A 17,828-nucleotide genomic window follows, 5' to 3' on the forward strand; every position below is an offset into this window, starting at 1 on the left:
AAGGCCAACCGAAGGGTTGGCCTTATTTTTTAGCTTATCAAACCTATATTGACTCCTAAATCGAAATGTACAAATAAGAAGTAAAAACTCTACAAAAATGCTTATTTATATCAAATATGTAAAAATAAGCACTATAGACAATGCTTATTTAGTACAATTTTGTAATAATAAGCATTTTTTGCACTAAAAACATCCTTATTTTTACACCTTACAAACCTTCATTTCAAAGGATGGCATACATCTTCAATAACAATATATGTTATTCTTAGCACCTTAAGGTAGATTAATAAGCCGTTGTTTTAGTCTTTAGCGTATAATCCCCAATATTATAAGCATAAACCGATGCGGGTAGAAAAGTAAAATTAATCCCCTCATGGATTTTAGTACCTGACATATCAATGGTCGTAACTATCGTACTTTTAAGCTGATTACTTTTGCAGAAAGTGATTAAGCTCTTCAATTCCCAAGGTGAGTTAAAATATCTGTTACTCCATTTTATCTCAACTCCCCATTTGGGTTTAAACATCTTATCATCCAACAACACCAAGTCAACTTCACCCTCTAATCTACCTTCTTTCCATCGCGCATAAGTTAAATCAAGGTTCTCCCTATGCATCCATTGAGATAATATAGCTGTTTCAACCAAATTACCTAACTCCTTATCTTTTTCCTTAACAGGAGAAAATAGAGCTGTTCTTAAAGATGGGTTAGTCAGATATACCTTAAATCTTGTGATGCGTTTTAAGCGTTTGGCGTTAATGTCGACTTTGTTGAGCACCTTTATCAAAAATGCAGACTCCAAATACTCCAAATAGCGTTTTAAAGTTTCCTTTTGAATAGCCCCCTCTTTAGACATAGTCTCATAAGAAAATTCATTTCCTGAATTGTAAGCTAGATATGTAAAAAACCGATTAAGTTCCTGTACATCTTTAATTCCATACAAACTCGGAAGATCCCTCAGGAGTACCATATCTACAATATCATTCTTCACATAACGCCCCATATCCTTTTGAATAGTTTCAGACAAAACGACTTCAGGATACCCACCAAAGTTCAGATAGTGCAAGAATTCTTTATTAAATTCAGAAATATTTGGTGCCACCCAGTAAGCAATCGATTCACCATCATATTGAATGACACTTTGTTGTACTAGATGATTCTTATTTTTCAAATGAATAAATTCTTGAAAAGTAAGTGGTGGTAACATAAAATCAGTAAATCTTCCAGCACCACTTTCGGTACTATACCACTTTAATGCAGCTGCTGCTGAACCTGAAACAATGAACTTTACGTTCGGGTAACTATCCACCAAAACCTTCAAATGTCTTTCCCAATCCTTTAAATATTGAATTTCATCAAAGAAAACATAGAAACCATCCAAATCCTTTACTCCAACCGCGCGCTGACTTAAAACCAAAATATCTTCTAAACTCCGCTGTATATAGATAGGGTTATCAATGCCAACAAACAAAATCTTTTGGGCATCTACTCCATCTGCTAAAAGTTGGTCGATACAGTGAAACAACATCACTGTTTTTCCAACCCTCCTAGGCCCCATGAGTACAACAGCTCGACGAACTTCCTTTTCTGTAACAAAAGGATAGAACAAATCAAAATACAAACGCCTTAACATGTTTTTATAAATCAAGGGAATCTCTTTACTAACCCACCATGGATTCTCATATTGAAGTCGTTCAATAATTATTTCTGTAGGAATAAGACGAGAATTTTTCATAAAACTTCTTATTTATACATAAACATACAAAATAAGCACTATACATAATGCTTATTTTTACATTTTTGTACCAAATAAACATTATAAATAAAGCTTACTATGTTTTTCAATATTCTCTCCGATCAAGACTTTTTTGTCGTTTCACAACCAAATCCCTAACCCTTACCCTACCCAATTCACAGTTGTTAATATTGTATCTTAAAAAATCGAATAAGTTTTTTATATTTTTGCGATGGTTGTAAAAAAGTAACTGACAATTTATGACAGCATATAACGAAGACAGCATACGGTCTCTGGACTGGAAGGAACACATCCGACTACGTCCAGGAATGTACATTGGTAAGCTAGGAGATGGTTCTGCTTATGATGATGGTATCTACGTACTTTTAAAGGAAGTCGTGGATAACTCGATTGACGAGTTTGTCATGGGAGCAGGAAAAATCATCGACATTACAGTCAATGAAAACCGTGTAACTGTACGCGATTACGGAAGAGGTATTCCTATTGGATCTGTTGTGGATGTTGTTTCAAAGATAAACACAGGTGGTAAATACGATAGTAAAGCCTTCCAAAAGTCAGTGGGTTTGAACGGTGTGGGTACAAAAGCTGTTAACGCGCTTTCTAACCAATTCTCTGTTCAATCTTATCGTCAAGGAGTAACCCGTATTGCTCAGTTCAGCAAAGGCGAGCTATTAACAGATGAACAAAAGGACACTACCCAACGTAATGGTACTTCCGTAACCTTTTATCCGGACGATTCCATCTTCCGGAATTATAAATACCGTTTAGAGTTTGTAGAAAACATGATTTGGAACTATGTGTTCCTGAACTCAGGTTTAACCATTAACTTCAATGGCGAGAAATTCATCTCTGAAAACGGTTTAAAAGACCTACTTGAAAGAAATGTAGAAACGGAAAGCATGCGCTATCCGATCATCCACTTAAAAGGTGATGATATAGAAATAGCCATGAGCCACGGTCAGCAATATGGCGAAGAATATTATTCTTTTGTCAACGGACAACACACGACGCAAGGTGGTACACACCAAGCGGCATTTCGTGAAGCTATTGTAAAGACCATTCGCGAATTTTATAAAAAAGAATTTGATGCTTCCGATATCCGTTCTTCTATTATTGGTGCTATTGCCATCAAAGTACAGGAACCTGTATTTGAGTCGCAAACAAAAACAAAGCTTGGCTCCCAAAGTGTTGGACCAGAAGGCCCTACCGTACGTACCTTTATCCATGATTTTGTAAAGAAAGCATTAGACGATTATTTGCATAAAAACCCTGCTACAGCAGATGCCTTGCAAAAAAGAATCTTACAGTCAGAAAGAGAACGTAAGGATATTGCTGGAATCAAGAAATTAGCAAATGAACGTGCTAAAAAAGCTTCTTTACACAATCGAAAACTAAGAGATTGTAAAATTCACTTCAGTGATAAACATGAGCGTAATCTAGAGACTACCCTATTCATTACCGAGGGTGATTCTGCCAGTGGATCTATCACAAAATCTCGTGATGTACAGACACAAGCCGTTTTCAGCTTAAAGGGTAAACCTTTAAATTCTTATGGATTGACTAAAAAGATCGTTTATGAGAATGAGGAGTTCAACTTATTGCAGCACGCATTAAATATTGAAGACGGAATTGAGGGTCTACGCTATAACAACATTGTCATTGCTACCGATGCCGATGTGGATGGTATGCACATTCGTTTATTGTTGATGACATTTTTCTTGCAATTCTTCCCAGACTTGGTAAAAGCAGGTCACGTTTCTATCCTACAAACTCCCCTATTCCGCGTGCGTAATAAGAAGGAAACTATCTATTGTTACTCGGATGAGGAAAGAATTCGCGCTATCGATAAACTAGGTGGCAAGCCTGAAATCACGCGATTCAAAGGATTAGGTGAAATCTCCCCTTCAGAATTCGGACTATTTATCGGGGAAGATATGCGTCTAGAACCAGTAATTCTTTCCAAGGATAATAAATTATCGCAATTATTGGAATATTACATGGGAAAAAACACCCCAAATAGACAGCAACATATTGTGAATAACCTTCGGGTAGAATTAGATACAGAATCAGTGCTCACTAAAGAGGCTGTATAACACATATTAAAGCCCGCTGACGCGGGCTTTTCCTTTCAGTACACACTTAAGCGCTCCGAAAAAACCAAGCCCTTACAGACGCTTAAAGTGACCAACATCATTTTTCATTACTTCTTTTTATTACTTTTTATTTGCGGCTTAATGTGCTATTTGCAGCTGTATTTTAAACGCAAATGAATCATTCCTTTCATATCCCTGTTTTAGGCCTGGCATACTCAGTCGATACTCCTATTAAGGTGGCCAAATATGGCATTTCCTCCGTTATCTCTATCGTTGATGATGAATTGTTGGAACGCCTTAGGGCATATTATAGTGAATCGGTCGGCTTAGCCTATCAAGAGATTAAGGAACAGGAAGAAGATGCTAGAGCAAGAAGGATAACCGCCTATTTGAACTTGGTTCAACGCCTTGTCAATGAGCAAATCGATGAACTGCATCAAGCCGATTTTTCCGAAAACAGAACCATTCAACAATATTTCGACCTCCTTCCTGATTTACATCCTTTAAAGCAACAATACGCTTTATGGGAGAGTATGCCAAGTGGACACAATAAGGATATTCTGAAAGAGAAAATCCGAGAAATGATTTTACCCGGATCCATTGATGTCAACATCATGTCCAAGGTTGATAAAATAAACCATGGCAAGGATGGAGAAGCATTATCAGAGATCTACTCCGATGCATCAGCTGCAGTACGCGGATTTGCCAACAGTGGATTACAATCTTCTTTGATACTTTCTGCTGGGATGAACCCTAGGTTATATGCTTATATAGCAGAATTGCCAGCATTTTTACCAGATTCTCAGGGAAGTTTTGAAAAGAAAATAACACTAAAGGTTTCCGATTACCGGTCCGCCTTAATTCAAGCGAAGTATTTAGCAAAAAGAGGTATTTGGATATCCGAATACCGCATCGAATCGGGCCTAAATTGCGGAGGTCATGCGTTTGCCACCGATGGCTTTTTATTGGGTCCGATTCTTGAAGAATTTAAAGCCAACAAACAAGCTTTAATGGATGATGTTTTTCCATTATACAAGTTGGCCTTAGAAGATATAGGTCTAGAAATTGAGCAAGTTCCTGCTGTTCGTCTTACCGTACAAGGGGGTGTGGGTACAACACAGGAACATCAATTTCTCTTAGACTATTACGACATGGATGCTGTGGGTTGGGGTTCTCCTTTTCTACTGGTTCCAGAGGCAACCACAGTCGATGAGGAAACCCTTCAAAACCTTGCCCAAGCAGATGCCAATGATTTCTACATCAGTAATGCCTCTCCTTTAGGCGTACCTTTCAATAATTTTCGAAAAAGCACTGCCGAAAAAGCTCGTTTGCAAAGGATTGCACAAGGAAGACCAGGATTTCCTTGTACCAAGAAATACCTGATTTCAGACAGTACGTTTTCCGATGAACCGCAGTGTACAGCTAGTAGAGCCTATCAGGTCAACAAGATCAATGCCCTAAAAGCTGAGAATCTAAATCCGGAGGATTACCAGAAGGCCTATGATCGCATTGTTGAAAAACAATGTCTATGCGAGGGTTTGGCAACACCTGCTTACCTGAAGTACCAAATCTTAAAACCCAGAGAACGATCAGCAGTAGCTATATGCCCCGGCCCGAATACGGCCTACTTCAATAAAGTTTATAGCTTAAAGGAAATGGTAGACCATATCTACGGTCGAATCAATGTACTTCAAGGTGTAAAACGCCCATCCATGTTCATAAATGAACTGGAGTTGTACGTGAAACATTTATCGAATTACATACAGGAAAACCTACCGGATATAGACCATAAAAAGAAAAAGTATATTCATAAATTTCAGCAACAGTTGGTTGATGGTATCAATTACTATCGGTCTTTACAAGATCGGGTAAACCAAGTTTTTGGAGAGTCTAAGGCAGCTTTCCTGGAACAGTTGACCAACTATGAAAACCAACTTAAACCACTCATTGTGTAATATTTAAATGCCTACTGTGAAAAATGTGAAAAGTGGTTGTCGTGATGACGGCTGCTTTTTTTATTTGCATGATTTCACCTTCAGTTGAAATCATGATCCTTCCATTTCCATTCTGAAAAGACAAGGTATTCCTCCAATTCAAGCAGCTTAATCGCACTAGTTTCATTCGACACTCCCTCGCATTTTAAAAGGATTTTACTCGGATCTCTTTCGGATCTCGTTCGCTTCTAACCGAACGAGATCCGAAGGAGATCCGAACAAGTTCCGAAGGAGATCCGAAGGAGTGGCGAATCCAACCCCTGTGAGAGACGTTGAGACTACAGACAAAAGACATCAGAAATAGATATGTATAAAAAGTGGAAAAGGGATAATTAGCAGCTGGACCTGTAGCGAACTAAATCACTCAGAGTTACCTTATTATATTTAAAATCGAAGCTGGTTTCAATCGCTGAACCGTAATCTTAATACCACTTACAACTCAGAGCAACGCGAAGAGTCTCTATTTCCCAACAAATCCCACGTCATCTTTCATCCGAGGTGAAAGATCTACAAACTATGCTTTAGACAACAAACACCAAACAAAAGACAAAAGATGCGGAAGAAAATGGCTGGGTATAGAATGGAAATAGATTGTACATTTAGAAAATATGGCGCCTAAAAAAACAGCCATTAAAAAATGGCTGTCTCAAAATTTCAATCAGAATATTTTTATTTGGCAAACTTTCTGAACTTTCCAAAAACACCCAATGGCAGTTTTGGGCCAGCAGTTGCCTGCAAGAACAACTCTCCTATTTCCAGGTTTTCTACCTGAGGGAAAGAGGTCTTAATTAAATTTTCTACAATAACGGAAGAGAAACCTAGGGAATAGGTATTCAAGATTAGGAAATGCTCCTTTGGATCTAATAGCTTCACCACGTCCTGCATCATTTCCATAATATGGTCTTCTAATTTCCATTTCTCTCCTTTAGGACCATGTCCATAAGCTGGTGGGTCGAGGATGATACCATTGTAGGTATTTCCACGCTTTAATTCGCGTTTCACAAATTTCAGCGCATCTTCAACTACCCAACGGATATCACTAATTCCAGATATTTCTTGGTTTTCATTTGCCCATGTTACCACCTGTTTAATGGAGTCTACGTGTGTAGTGTCTGCACCTGCTGCTTTCGCAATGAGTGAAGCACCACCTGTATAGGCAAAAAGATTCAAAACCTTTGGTTTTGGTGTTTTAAAGCCTTTTACAGATTCGGAGATATAATCCCAGTTCACAGCCTGCTCCGGGAATATCCCAACATGTTTAAAGGAAGTTAGTCCTAAGCGGAATTTTATGGCAACATCCTGATTCTTGTATTGGATATGCCAACGATCAGGAGTTTTTGGGTTTTTCTTCATCCAATCGCCACTAGTTGCTGAGCGACCTTTGAACTTGATATGATAACGTTTGTTCCATTCTGCATCGCCAAGCGCTTTAGGCCATACTGCCTGTGGCTCTGGACGAATTAAAATCAATTCGCCAAATCGTTCTAATTTTTCGAAATCACCACAATCGATCAATTCGTAATCTTTCCAATGTTGTGGTGTAAGTAATTGTATAGGGGAAATTGTGTTCAAGCTACTGTATTTTGTGCAAAGATAGCAAATTACCTAAATAAACATCCTGTTGCTTAGCGCTTCATGGTATCACGAGCAGCTTTCATAAGCGGACTGGCAAATACAAACTCGTTCAATTCTTTATTATCTGACTTTAACATATCCTGGTTCGACCCTTCCCAATATTTTTGTCCCTTGAACAAAAATAAGATGTAAGCCCCAATCCCCATCACCGAGTTCATATCGTGGGTTACAACGATGGTGGTCGAGTTATATTCCTCTGTCAGATCCTGAATCAGCTCATCAATTAAAATAGAAGTTGCTGGATCAAGTCCCGAGTTAGGCTCATCACAAAACAGGTATTTCGGGCTCATGGCAATCGCACGAGCTATCCCCACCCTCTTTTTCATACCACCAGACAATTCCGAAGGAAATAATTTATTCTTGCCAGCAAGATTAACCCTTTCTAGACAGAAATTTGCACGATCAATTTTCTCTGACTTACTCATTTCGGTGAACATGTCTAATGTAAAAATGAGATTTTGTTCCACAGTCATGGAGTCAAACAGCGCCGAGTTTTGAAAAAGCATACCTATTTCTTTACGAATTGGTACCTTTTCCTCAAAATCCATACGTGTAAATTCCTGACCATCGAAGAAGACTTTCCCCTCATTCGGTTGGTGCAAACCAACAATACACTTGAGGAGTGTACTTTTTCCCGAGCCTGAACCGCCAATTATTAGGCTTACTTTACCAGGCTCAAAGGTTGCATCGATACCATCAAGTACCAGGTTATCACCAAAAGATTTATGAATATTCGTTATTTCAATCATGAGTTTATTACAACATTAATGCGGTGATCAAATAATCACATGCCAAGATGGTAATACATCCTATTACCACCGCTTTCGTTCCTGCTTGACCTACCTCTAAAGCACCTCCCCGCACATTGAATCCTTTATATGCAGGTACCGATGTAATGATAAAACCAAAGACAAAAGCTTTCACCATAGCCACGGAAACGGTAAAACCGTTAAATCCAGAGCGAATACCTTCTGTATAATCATCCACACTGACAGCTCCAGAAAGCGAGCCGCCGACCATACCTCCAATAATAGCACAGAATATAGCTACAGTAACCAATACCGGTACCATGATGACCCCTGCAATGATTTTTGGAAGGATAAGGTAGCCTGCGGCATTAATCCCCATGATCTCCAGGGCATCAATCTGTTCAGTTACACGCATGGAACCAATTTGGGAAGAAATAGATGAGCCTACTTTTCCCATCAACACCAGAGCAGAGATGGTAGGTCCTAACTCTAAGATGTTGGAGTCACGATTAATCTGGCCAATTACCGACGTAGGAATTAAATCCGAAACCAACTGAAAGGCGATTTGCATCGTCATTACCGCCCCGATAAAAGTGGAAATAATAACAATTAACCCAAGCGATCCTACGCCTACATCACTCATTTCGTGAAGAACTTCCCGCCAATAAATTTTCCACTTCTCCGGTTTGCGAAAGACCTTTTTCAACAATAAAATGTAATCGCCGATATAATAGAATAGCATATATAGATATGATTTCGATTTTTTGAACCATTTAAGGGTAATACATTAACCCCTATCTTGCTCAAAATGTTTATGTGTGTTCAAGATAACAATTCCAAACGAATTAATTCACCGACAAATCTAATTGATTTACCGAAAATTTAGGCATCATAGCCTATTTATCCTAATTAAATTTGTAATATCGTATTAGTTTTGAACTCAACAAAACAACAAAACAATGAACAACAAAATTGCAACAGGTATCTGGTTATTATTCATAGGAACAGTTGTTCTCTTGCATAATCTACATATTATCGACTTTAACTTCTTTGCTGCCTTAAAATTATGGCCTTTATTTTTGGTCGCCATTGGTATTGGTTTCTTATTCCAAAACAGGACGTATGGCACTTGGATCATCGCTGCTAGTAACATCATCATCTGTTCCATCTTTTTTTACAAAGGAGCAACAAGTGATGAAACTATCCTAGGAAACATCAGCATTGTAAACGATGAAGATGATTCAGAATTTATCCCAGCCAATGCAGTTGGACTAATAAAAGCAGGAGATGAAGATAGAATTCGTTTAACAATTAATGGCGGGGCAGCTAAATTTGTAATGAATGATAAGATAGCTCCTGACTCGTTAATGAGAGCAAGCACAAGAAGCCAAAACTCGTCAATTTCATTAGTAAATAGTGGGGATAAGAATCAAAATTTAACATTGAACAATAAAGTTCGATCCAGCAAATCGGGCAATAATTCCATTTTAGTGAATTTGAACAATTCCCCAATTTGGGATTTGGAATACAATGTGGGAGCTGCAAATATAGATGCTGACTTTAGAGACCTAAAAATTGGATCTTTAGAAATAAATTCCGGTGCGATGAGCATGGACATGCATCTACCAGCCCCAATAGAAGGCACCAACAATATAGAGATTAGCACTGCAGCATCTAAAATCATTTTATACCTTCCAAAAGGCGCAGCTTGTCGAGTAGAAACAGAATCCTTTTTATCCAACAACAAGTTTGAAGGTGTTGATTTAAAGATGGAAGACTATCGACAATCGACAAATTATGAGCAAGCATCGAGTCGTTATCATATCAAAGTCGAGGGAGCTGCAAATTCGTTAAGCATTTTACGTTATTAACTTTTAAAAATAGCTAACTTTGTCTTGTATGGACAGTTTGAAACTAACAGGACTAGCAGGAGGATATTGCAATTCAAAAACGAGATATAGTCGATTTTTGACTCGAGAGGTACAGATTGGGGATATTCCTATGGGTGGACATCAACCCATTCGTATTCAGAGCATGACGACCGTGGACACCATGGATACCATGGGATCCGTTGAACAAACTATCAAAATGGTGGATGCTGGATGTGAATATGTCCGTATTACTGCACCAAGCATTAAAGAAGCCGAGAATCTAGCAAACATCAAGAATGAATTGCGCAAGCGTGGGTACAATGTTCCTTTGGTTGCCGACATTCACTTTACCCCAAATGCTGCAGAAGTAGCAGCTAGGATTGTAGAGAAAGTTCGTGTGAATCCTGGAAACTATGCCGATAAAAAGAAGTTTGATCAAATTGACTATACCGACCAAGCTTATCAAGCCGAGTTAGATCGTATTTACAAGAAGTTCGCTCCATTGGTGAATATCTGTAAGGAATATGGCACAGCTATGCGCATTGGCACTAACCATGGCTCATTATCAGACCGCATCATGAGTCGTTATGGCGATACGCCAGAAGGCATGGTGGAATCAGCATTGGAATTTATCCGCATCTGTGAAGACCTGCATTATTATAATTTAGTGGTTTCGATGAAATCTTCCAATCCACAGGTGATGGTCCAAGCCTATCGTCTATTGGTGGAAAAGATGGTTGCCGAAAACATGAATTATCCTTTGCACTTAGGTGTTACGGAGGCTGGTGATGGAGAAGATGGTCGTATTAAATCGGCAGTGGGCATCGGTACGCTATTAGAAGATGGATTAGGAGATACGGTTCGTGTTTCTTTAACCGAAGAACCAGAAAAAGAAGCTCCAGTTGCTATCGCTTTAGTAAATCGCTACAGTAATAGAGCAAAGCAATTGGCAGAAGAACCTACTCGAGAAGTCCTACAATTAATTGATACAGTAGAGACCAAACCTTATACTTCAAAGGAGGTCAATGCCTTTATCGGCGGCTCTTTAGTCCCTAGGATTATTGTTGACCTTTCAGAAAAGAATTTAAAGGATCCATTTATCCTATCAGATGTAGGCTATAAATACGATGCCTTATTGGACAAGTATCATATGGGCGATCAATCGGTGGACTTTGTTTTCTTGGGCGACAGTTTGCCATCCTTTACCATGCCTGGCAATCTAAAACAACTTTATCATTACAAGACCTGGTTAGGTTTAGCGAATAAAACCAATATACATCCGGTATATTCTTTACAGGAATATGTTGATGCCGAGCAAAAGGACAAATCCATGAACTTGGTATATGTTTCCAATGATGATTTAACCAGTGATTTGTTTGGTCAATTGCAAATGGATTCCACAACAGTCTTTATCTTAGAGACAGATCATATACATGGTATGGCTGATCAGCGTCAATTCTTCGCCAATCTGCAAGAGATCGGTATTGATTGTCCAGTTATCATCAAAAGAAGTTATGCCGCTGCTGAGTTTTCTGGGCCAATTGGTGACATTATGGATCCTGAAGAACCCATATCGAAGATTCAATTGTATGCTGCCACAGACTTGGGTGCATTGCTGATTGATGGTTTAGGTTCCGGAATTTGGTTGGATAGCCCTGCAACGCCGACTGATAAATTGGCTTCCATATCCTTTGGAATTCTACAAGCTACACGTTCAAGAATATCAAAGACAGAATACATATCCTGCCCGAGTTGTGGAAGGACTTTATTTGATTTACAAGAGACCACGCAAATGATCCGTAGCCGTACAAACCATTTAAAAGGTTTGAAGATTGGGATAATGGGTTGTATAGTAAATGGTCCTGGTGAGATGGCAGACGCCGATTATGGATATGTTGGTGCTGGTCCGGACAAAATAACCTTGTATAGAGGAAAAGAAGTGGTAAAACGAAATGTCTCCTCTGCCAAGGCATTGGATGAACTCATTGAGATAATAAAATCCGACGGACTTTGGGTCGAAGAAGGATTAAATTAATAGAACTATTCAAAGTACAATAAAAAGGCTCGAATGCAAGTTGCATTCGAGCCCTTTTTATTTTGAAAAATGAACTTATTTCTTTTTAAAGCTCAAAATATTACGATTCTTAAAGGACATGCTTAAGGTATCACCAGACACCGTAATCTTGTCAACTGATGCTAGTTTTTGAAAGTATAATCCTTCTCCTTGTCCAGGACATGCCATCTTGGTTGAGAAGATATCACTAAAATTCACTTCATCGCCTTTGATTTCTAAGTTACCGCCATAGTTATTACAACCACCATTTCCAGATACCTTGTTTGAACCAGCTTCAAAAGTAATAGTTGCTTTTTTTTCAGGGAACAAAGTAATTAACGGAAGTCTTGTATCGGCCATAAAACTCAATTCCCAAGTTCCTGCTAATTCAGTATCATTCGCTACTTCCTTAAATTTTGCCAAAGGAGCACGACGACCTACGTTCAATGAAAGAACACCATCGTGTAAAGTGTAGTTATCGGTTAATTTAAAAACCTCAGCCAAAGCTCTGTCAGACTCCATGTCAGGACAAGCCATCATAGTAGAAATTCCACCTGTGAAACGAAGACGCAGACCTTTATCAAATTTATATCCACCATTCATGGTATTACAACCACCGGTAGCAGAATAACGAGATTCACTTGCATGGAATTGCAAATAAGGCATTTTTCCATTGATCATACCCGCAATAGGTTTTCCTGCTAACTCGATCAATTGCCATTTTTTACCGGTGATTTTAGCAATGTCAGCCGTGTCATCAGCAGTAATTTGTTTTGATCCTCCGCAACTAGCGAATATCAAGGTTGCTACAGCTAGCATACTAAAGATTACTTTTTTCATAGTTGTACTTCTTATTTTCTTATATAAATACCATAAATAAGACGTATTGTTTGTCGATAATGCTACTTCTTGTCATTATATTGGGAAAAATAGGTTTATATACCCCAAATACTTAATTAGTTATAGTTTAAAAACTTATTGAGATACATTAATTAGAAACTTTTTTGATTAGTAAAATACGCTATAAACTTATGTTATTACATCAAAAATACAACTTAATCAAACAAAATAAGCAGCAAAAGGAGGCATTGAAAATAATAATCTACTAGACTAGTATATTTTCTATTTTTTCTGCTTAATTCATGTGTTTTCCTTATGTTTGTAGCAATTAAGAATTAATCTAAAGAGAAGATTGGGATCCATATTTATCCATATCCTTACACCGGTTGCAATATTTTTATTTATTGCTTTATTCACGCTTTTTGCTGTATATGCTGAGCGTAAAATCGCCGGTTTTGTTCAGGATAGGTTAGGCCCTATGGAGACAGGTAAATTTGGATTATTACAGACCTTTGCCGACATTCTTAAATTACTCCAAAAAGAGTTTATTTCTCCAGCTGCTGCAGATAAAATATTGTTTGCCCTAGCTCCTATTTTGATCTTTACGGCAGTATTTGTTGGTTTTTCGGTTGTGCCCTGGTCAGCAGATTTTGTACCAGCGAATACACATACAGGGCTTTTCTTTATCATGGCTGTAGTATCCATTGATGCCATAGGCATCTTGATGGCAGGTTGGGGTTCCAATAATAAATATTCACTTCTAGGTTCTATTCGTGCTATTGCGCAAATGATATCTTATGAATTGCCAGTAGGATTATCATTAATCGCAGCCGTGATGATTACCCAGACCTTAAATCTGAATGACATCGCCTATGCTCAAGGTATATTATCTACACAGGATATCTACTTCTTTGGGATATGGAATGTCACGGATATTGGGGGTATTTTTGGATGGCATATTTTTCAGGCACCTCATTTAATCGTGAGCTATTTGATATTCTTTATTTCTTCATTAGCAGAATGTAATCGTGCTCCTTTTGATATTCCAGAAGCAGAATCAGAACTAATTGGAGGTTTTCACACAGAATATGGGGGTATCCGATTTGCCTTTATCTTTTTGGCAGAATATGCGATGATGTTTTTAGTTGCCATGCTCGGTGTGGTAATTTTCTTAGGCGCATGGAATAGCCCATTACCTAATATTGGCCCTGTACGATTGGCCGATTGGACAACAGGTCTTTATTGGGGTATATTTTGGACTTTGATCAAATCACTGCTCATAGTAGCCGTACAGATATGGATCCGTTGGACCTTACCAAGGTTCCGGGCGGATCAGTTAATGGTTTTATGTTGGAAAATCCTTATTCCTTTGGCATTCGTCTGTATGGCCATATCAGGAATTTGGAGAATAACCGTTATGATTTAATGATTTTAAGGACGACCATACAAGGCTTGGCGACAGCCATTAAAGGGCTTACTTTAACAGTGAAGCACCTTTTCTCTGCGCGTAAAGCTAGGAAGACCTTGGACATTAAAGAGGAGGCCTATTTTGACAATCAAGGAGGTGTGACTACTGTACAGTTTCCAAAAGTCAAAATGCCTATCCCTGAAGTTGCCAGATATCAACTGGATGTGGAAATTGACGATTGCATAGTATGTGATCTTTGTGCTAAGGCATGCCCTGTAGATTGTATTGCTATTGAGTCGATCAAATCTCCAGATGCCATTGGAAAAACTTCTGATGGTAGTGTAAAAAGACTGTATGCAGCCAAATTTGAAATAGATATGGCAAAATGCATGTACTGTGGACTATGTACCGTCGTATGTCCAACAGAATGTATAACCATGACCGATCAATATGATCGTAGCACGCCTAATCTAGCTGATCTTAACTATTCTTTTTCAGACATGAATGAGCAGGAGATTGCTAAACGCAAAGAGGAATGGACACGCTTTCAAGCTGAAAAGGAGGCAGCCAAAAAGAAATAATGGAATTAGCCATCTTTTATGCCTTCGCTGTATTAGCAATCGGGTCCGCTTTATTAGTGGTCAGTCTTAAAAATACTGCCAGAGCTTTATTCTTGTTCTTTGTGGTGCTGTTCGCAATGGCGGGACTCTTTATTTTTGCATTGGCAGACTTTGTTGCCATTACTCAGATTATGGTATATGTTGGCGGGGTCTTGATCTTAATGATTTTTGCCTTTATGCTTTCGAATAAGGAGTTGTTGGCTGATTTGCAAAACACCTCCAGTAAATTTCTATCCATGCCTCAGTGGCAGTCCCTGCTCTTAACATTGGCTTTTTTTGGATTGATGATTTATGGAATCATCGAATGGCAAGATAACACGCCAAGATGGATTACCGAAAATTTAAACAAAGGTCAGGTCATTCAGGCTAGTGATAATAACATTCAACAATTGGGCATTAAGTTTATGACACAATACTTATTGCCTTTTGAAGTCATATCGATATTCTTGCTGTTGGCCCTAATTGGAGCAGCACATTTATCCAGAAAGGAGGATGAATCATGATTACACTAACGCATTTCTTAGTTGTTTCGGCTTGCTTATTTTGCATTGGTTTATATGCTATCCTAGCGAAGCGTAATGCCATCATGATCTTGGTAGGCATCGAGTTTATCATCAATGCTTCTATATTAAATCTGGTAGCTTTCGGTCGTTATGACAAACTGAACTATGGCGGACAAGTATTTGCATTATTTGCCATTGTTTTGGCGGCAGCAGCTGTAGCTGTAGGCTTAGCCATTATATTGAATGTCTACAGAAAATATAAAACTATTAACCCTGAAAAAATCACTGACTTAAGAGATTAATGCCATCCACGGGAACTATATCAGCTACTGCAGCAAGTTTACTTGTTGTGGCATTGCCATTCTTAGCTTTTCTTATCCAAGCTATTTTGGGAAGAAAATCCCAATCTGGTTGGGTTTCCATTCTAGCGATCTCTTTGAGTTCAATCATTTCTGGTATTTGTGTATTTGCACAAGTATGGAATCAGCCTTCTCAACACAGCAGCATCACTTGGTTTACCATAGGCGAACATTCCTTTCAAGTAGGGGTTCTTTTGAATAACCTGACAGTTTTGATGCAATTTTTGGTTTGTATAATTGCTTTACCAGTCCATATCTATTCCAAAGCCTATATGAAGGGGGATCCTGGCATACATCGTTATTGGATGTATCTGAGTCTTTTCTGTTTTGCTATGTTGGGTTTAACCATTGCCGATAACCTCTTGATGATGTATATCTTTTGGGAATTGGTTGGTTTTGCTTCCTACTTACTTATCGGTTTTTGGTTTCAAAAAGAATCTGCAGCACAGGCTAATAAGAAGGCTTTTATTATTAACCGAATTGGAGATTTAGGTTTTCTGTTGGGAATAGCCAGTATCTATAGCCTATACGGCAGTTTAAATTTAGTAGAGCTATTTTCACAAGACGGGCTATTTTATAGTATGCCAGCAGGGTCTACAGGATGGATGACATTTACAGGATTTTGTTTCTTTTTGGGTGCTATGGCTAAATCTGCACAATTTCCTTTGCACGTGTGGTTACCAGATGCTATGGAAGGCCCTACTGCAGTGTCTTCCCTTATTCATGCCGCTACTATGGTAGCAGCAGGGGTATTCTTATTGAGCACCGTATTTCCAATATTTAATAATACGGTATTGTTGCTGATTGCCAGCATAGGTACCATAACAGCTGTTATATCTGGATATTTTGCCTTAGCGCAACGTGATATCAAGCGCATATTAGCTTTTTCCACCATATCGCAGTTGGGATTTATGATGGTTGCCATAGGCGTTGGTGCTTGGGATGCCGCTATTTTTCATTTGGTAACACATGCTTTCTTTAAATGTCTGTTGTTCTTGGCAGCAGGTGCTGTAATCCATGAAATGGTTCATTTTAAAGAAAAGCATCAATTGGATATTGATCCGCAGGATATCCAGCAGATGGGGGGCTTGAGAAAATACATGCCTAAAACCTTTGTCTTGATGACGATTGCATCCTTGGCATTAGCAGGATTCCCATTAAGCTCTGGATTCTTATCGAAAGATGCCATATTGATCTCCACCTTCGAATGGGGAATTCAGCATGGCGGCTTGTACCTACTAATCCCTATCGGTTTGGTTTTAGCCAGTTTGATGACGGCATTTTATATTGGACGATTAATATTTAAGGTTTTCTTTGGTGAACTTAGACAGGATGTTTCTTCAGCTGGGATTCATGAAGCTAGTTCAAGTATGCTTTGGCCGATGATATTCTTAGGGCTATGCTCCTTGTTCTTTGTTTTCAGTTGGAATCCTATTGCCTATCATCATGCTTTTGTATTGGAAGGCTTCCAATTGAATTATAATTTCGCAGAAATCCACAGCTTGCATTTGATTTTACCGATTGGCATGACACTGAGCAGCATCCTATTATGGGTTCTGGGATATCAATGGTATGTCAAACAAAGATACCCATTGCAGGAAAACAGCTTATTAAATCGACTTTCCTTAAACCAGGGGTACTTGAATGAAATATATCAGCGTGTAATTATTCAACCTGTGGTAAGTTTCAGTAATGGCCTTTATTGGTTTGACCGAAATATTATTGATGGGATTGTCAATGCTTCTGGGTCTGTTGTTCGAGTACTCGGACAGGCAAGTGCCTGGATAGATCGAAATATAGTTGACGGCTTTGTAAATGGAATTGCTGGATCAACTTATTACCTAGGACATTTGTTGCGCTGGGTGCAAAATGGAAGGCTACAGAATTATTTAGGATTCGCTTTCACGGTTTTATTAATTGGATTACTTTATTTGATATTAAAATAAG

The 17,828-nt window shown here is 38.6% G+C and carries 14 protein-coding genes; 9 read left to right on the forward strand and 5 right to left on the reverse strand.

From position 1 onward, the window contains the following. Positions 1 to 283: 283 nt before the first annotated feature. Complete coding sequence (locus ABD676_RS01705) at positions 284 to 1,735, reverse strand: ATP-binding protein (protein ID WP_344672942.1); 1,452 nt, start codon at positions 1,733 to 1,735, stop codon at positions 284 to 286. A gap of 260 nt (positions 1,736 to 1,995) precedes the next feature. On the opposite strand from ABD676_RS01705, the gene ABD676_RS01710 reads away from it, so the two are divergent. Continuing rightward, positions 1,996 to 3,849, forward strand: a complete 1,854-nt coding sequence (locus tag ABD676_RS01710) for a DNA topoisomerase IV subunit B (RefSeq protein ID WP_344672943.1) — start codon at positions 1,996 to 1,998, stop codon at positions 3,847 to 3,849. Between the two features lie 173 nt (positions 3,850 to 4,022). Further along, positions 4,023 to 5,804 carry a hypothetical protein gene (locus ABD676_RS01715; protein WP_344672944.1) on the forward strand — a complete coding sequence of 594 codons (1,782 nt, stop codon included), beginning with the start codon at positions 4,023 to 4,025 and terminating at the stop codon, positions 5,802 to 5,804. Positions 5,805 to 6,512: 708 nt separating this feature from the next. Here ABD676_RS01715 and ABD676_RS01720 read toward each other — a convergent pair. Genes ABD676_RS01720 through ABD676_RS01730 form a run of 3 tightly spaced genes read right to left on the reverse strand, consistent with a single transcriptional unit; the run spans position 6,513 to position 8,969 of the window. Then, positions 6,513 to 7,415 carry a class I SAM-dependent methyltransferase gene (locus ABD676_RS01720; protein WP_425565262.1) on the reverse strand — a complete coding sequence of 301 codons (903 nt, stop codon included), beginning with the start codon at positions 7,413 to 7,415 and terminating at the stop codon, positions 6,513 to 6,515. 53 nt (positions 7,416 to 7,468) lie between these two features. Continuing rightward, complete coding sequence (locus tag ABD676_RS01725) at positions 7,469 to 8,227, reverse strand: ABC transporter ATP-binding protein (RefSeq protein ID WP_344672945.1); 759 nt, start codon at positions 8,225 to 8,227, stop codon at positions 7,469 to 7,471. Between the two features lie 7 nt (positions 8,228 to 8,234). Next, a complete protein-coding gene (locus ABD676_RS01730; RefSeq protein WP_344672946.1) occupies positions 8,235 to 8,969 on the reverse strand; it encodes an MlaE family ABC transporter permease in 735 nt (244 codons plus the stop codon). Between the two features lie 217 nt (positions 8,970 to 9,186). On the opposite strand from ABD676_RS01730, the gene ABD676_RS01735 reads away from it, so the two are divergent. Both ABD676_RS01735 and ispG read left to right on the forward strand, forming a co-directional pair. Beyond that, entirely contained in the window at positions 9,187 to 10,098 is a 912-nt protein-coding gene (locus ABD676_RS01735; RefSeq protein WP_344672947.1) for a LiaI-LiaF-like domain-containing protein, read from the forward strand. A 28-nt stretch (positions 10,099 to 10,126) separates the two neighbouring features. Continuing rightward, positions 10,127 to 12,133, forward strand: a complete 2,007-nt coding sequence (gene ispG / locus ABD676_RS01740) for a (E)-4-hydroxy-3-methylbut-2-enyl-diphosphate synthase (protein WP_344672948.1) — start codon at positions 10,127 to 10,129, stop codon at positions 12,131 to 12,133. A gap of 75 nt (positions 12,134 to 12,208) precedes the next feature. On the opposite strand, the gene ABD676_RS01745 is transcribed toward ispG, so the two are convergent. Beyond that, complete coding sequence (locus ABD676_RS01745; RefSeq protein WP_344672949.1) at positions 12,209 to 12,991, reverse strand: META domain-containing protein; 783 nt, start codon at positions 12,989 to 12,991, stop codon at positions 12,209 to 12,211. A 352-nt stretch (positions 12,992 to 13,343) separates the two neighbouring features. Here ABD676_RS01745 and nuoH point away from each other — a divergent pair, with 352 nt between their 5' ends. The 5 genes from nuoH to nuoL are packed head-to-tail and all read left to right on the forward strand — an operon-like array spanning position 13,344 to position 17,827. Beyond that, complete coding sequence (gene nuoH / locus ABD676_RS01750; protein ID WP_344672950.1) at positions 13,344 to 14,417, forward strand: NADH-quinone oxidoreductase subunit NuoH; 1,074 nt, start codon at positions 13,344 to 13,346, stop codon at positions 14,415 to 14,417. Beyond that, entirely contained in the window at positions 14,417 to 14,980 is a 564-nt protein-coding gene (locus tag ABD676_RS01755) for a 4Fe-4S binding protein (RefSeq protein WP_344672951.1), read from the forward strand. The genes nuoH and ABD676_RS01755 overlap by 1 nt, the downstream gene beginning before the upstream one ends. Further along, complete coding sequence (locus ABD676_RS01760) at positions 14,980 to 15,522, forward strand: NADH-quinone oxidoreductase subunit J family protein (protein WP_344672952.1); 543 nt, start codon at positions 14,980 to 14,982, stop codon at positions 15,520 to 15,522. Before ABD676_RS01755 ends, ABD676_RS01760 begins: the two co-directional genes overlap by 1 nt. Further along, positions 15,519 to 15,824 carry an NADH-quinone oxidoreductase subunit NuoK gene (gene nuoK, locus ABD676_RS01765; protein WP_344672953.1) on the forward strand — a complete coding sequence of 102 codons (306 nt, stop codon included), beginning with the start codon at positions 15,519 to 15,521 and terminating at the stop codon, positions 15,822 to 15,824. Before ABD676_RS01760 ends, nuoK begins: the two co-directional genes overlap by 4 nt. Further along, positions 15,824 to 17,827, forward strand: coding sequence for an NADH-quinone oxidoreductase subunit L (nuoL, locus tag ABD676_RS01770; protein WP_344672954.1), 2,004 nt, complete (start codon positions 15,824 to 15,826; stop codon positions 17,825 to 17,827). Before nuoK ends, nuoL begins: the two co-directional genes overlap by 1 nt. Position 17,828: the final 1 nt, after the last annotated feature.

Source organism: Sphingobacterium kyonggiense, from assembly GCF_039536825.1.
GTDB lineage: Bacteria > Bacteroidota > Bacteroidia > Sphingobacteriales > Sphingobacteriaceae > Sphingobacterium > Sphingobacterium kyonggiense.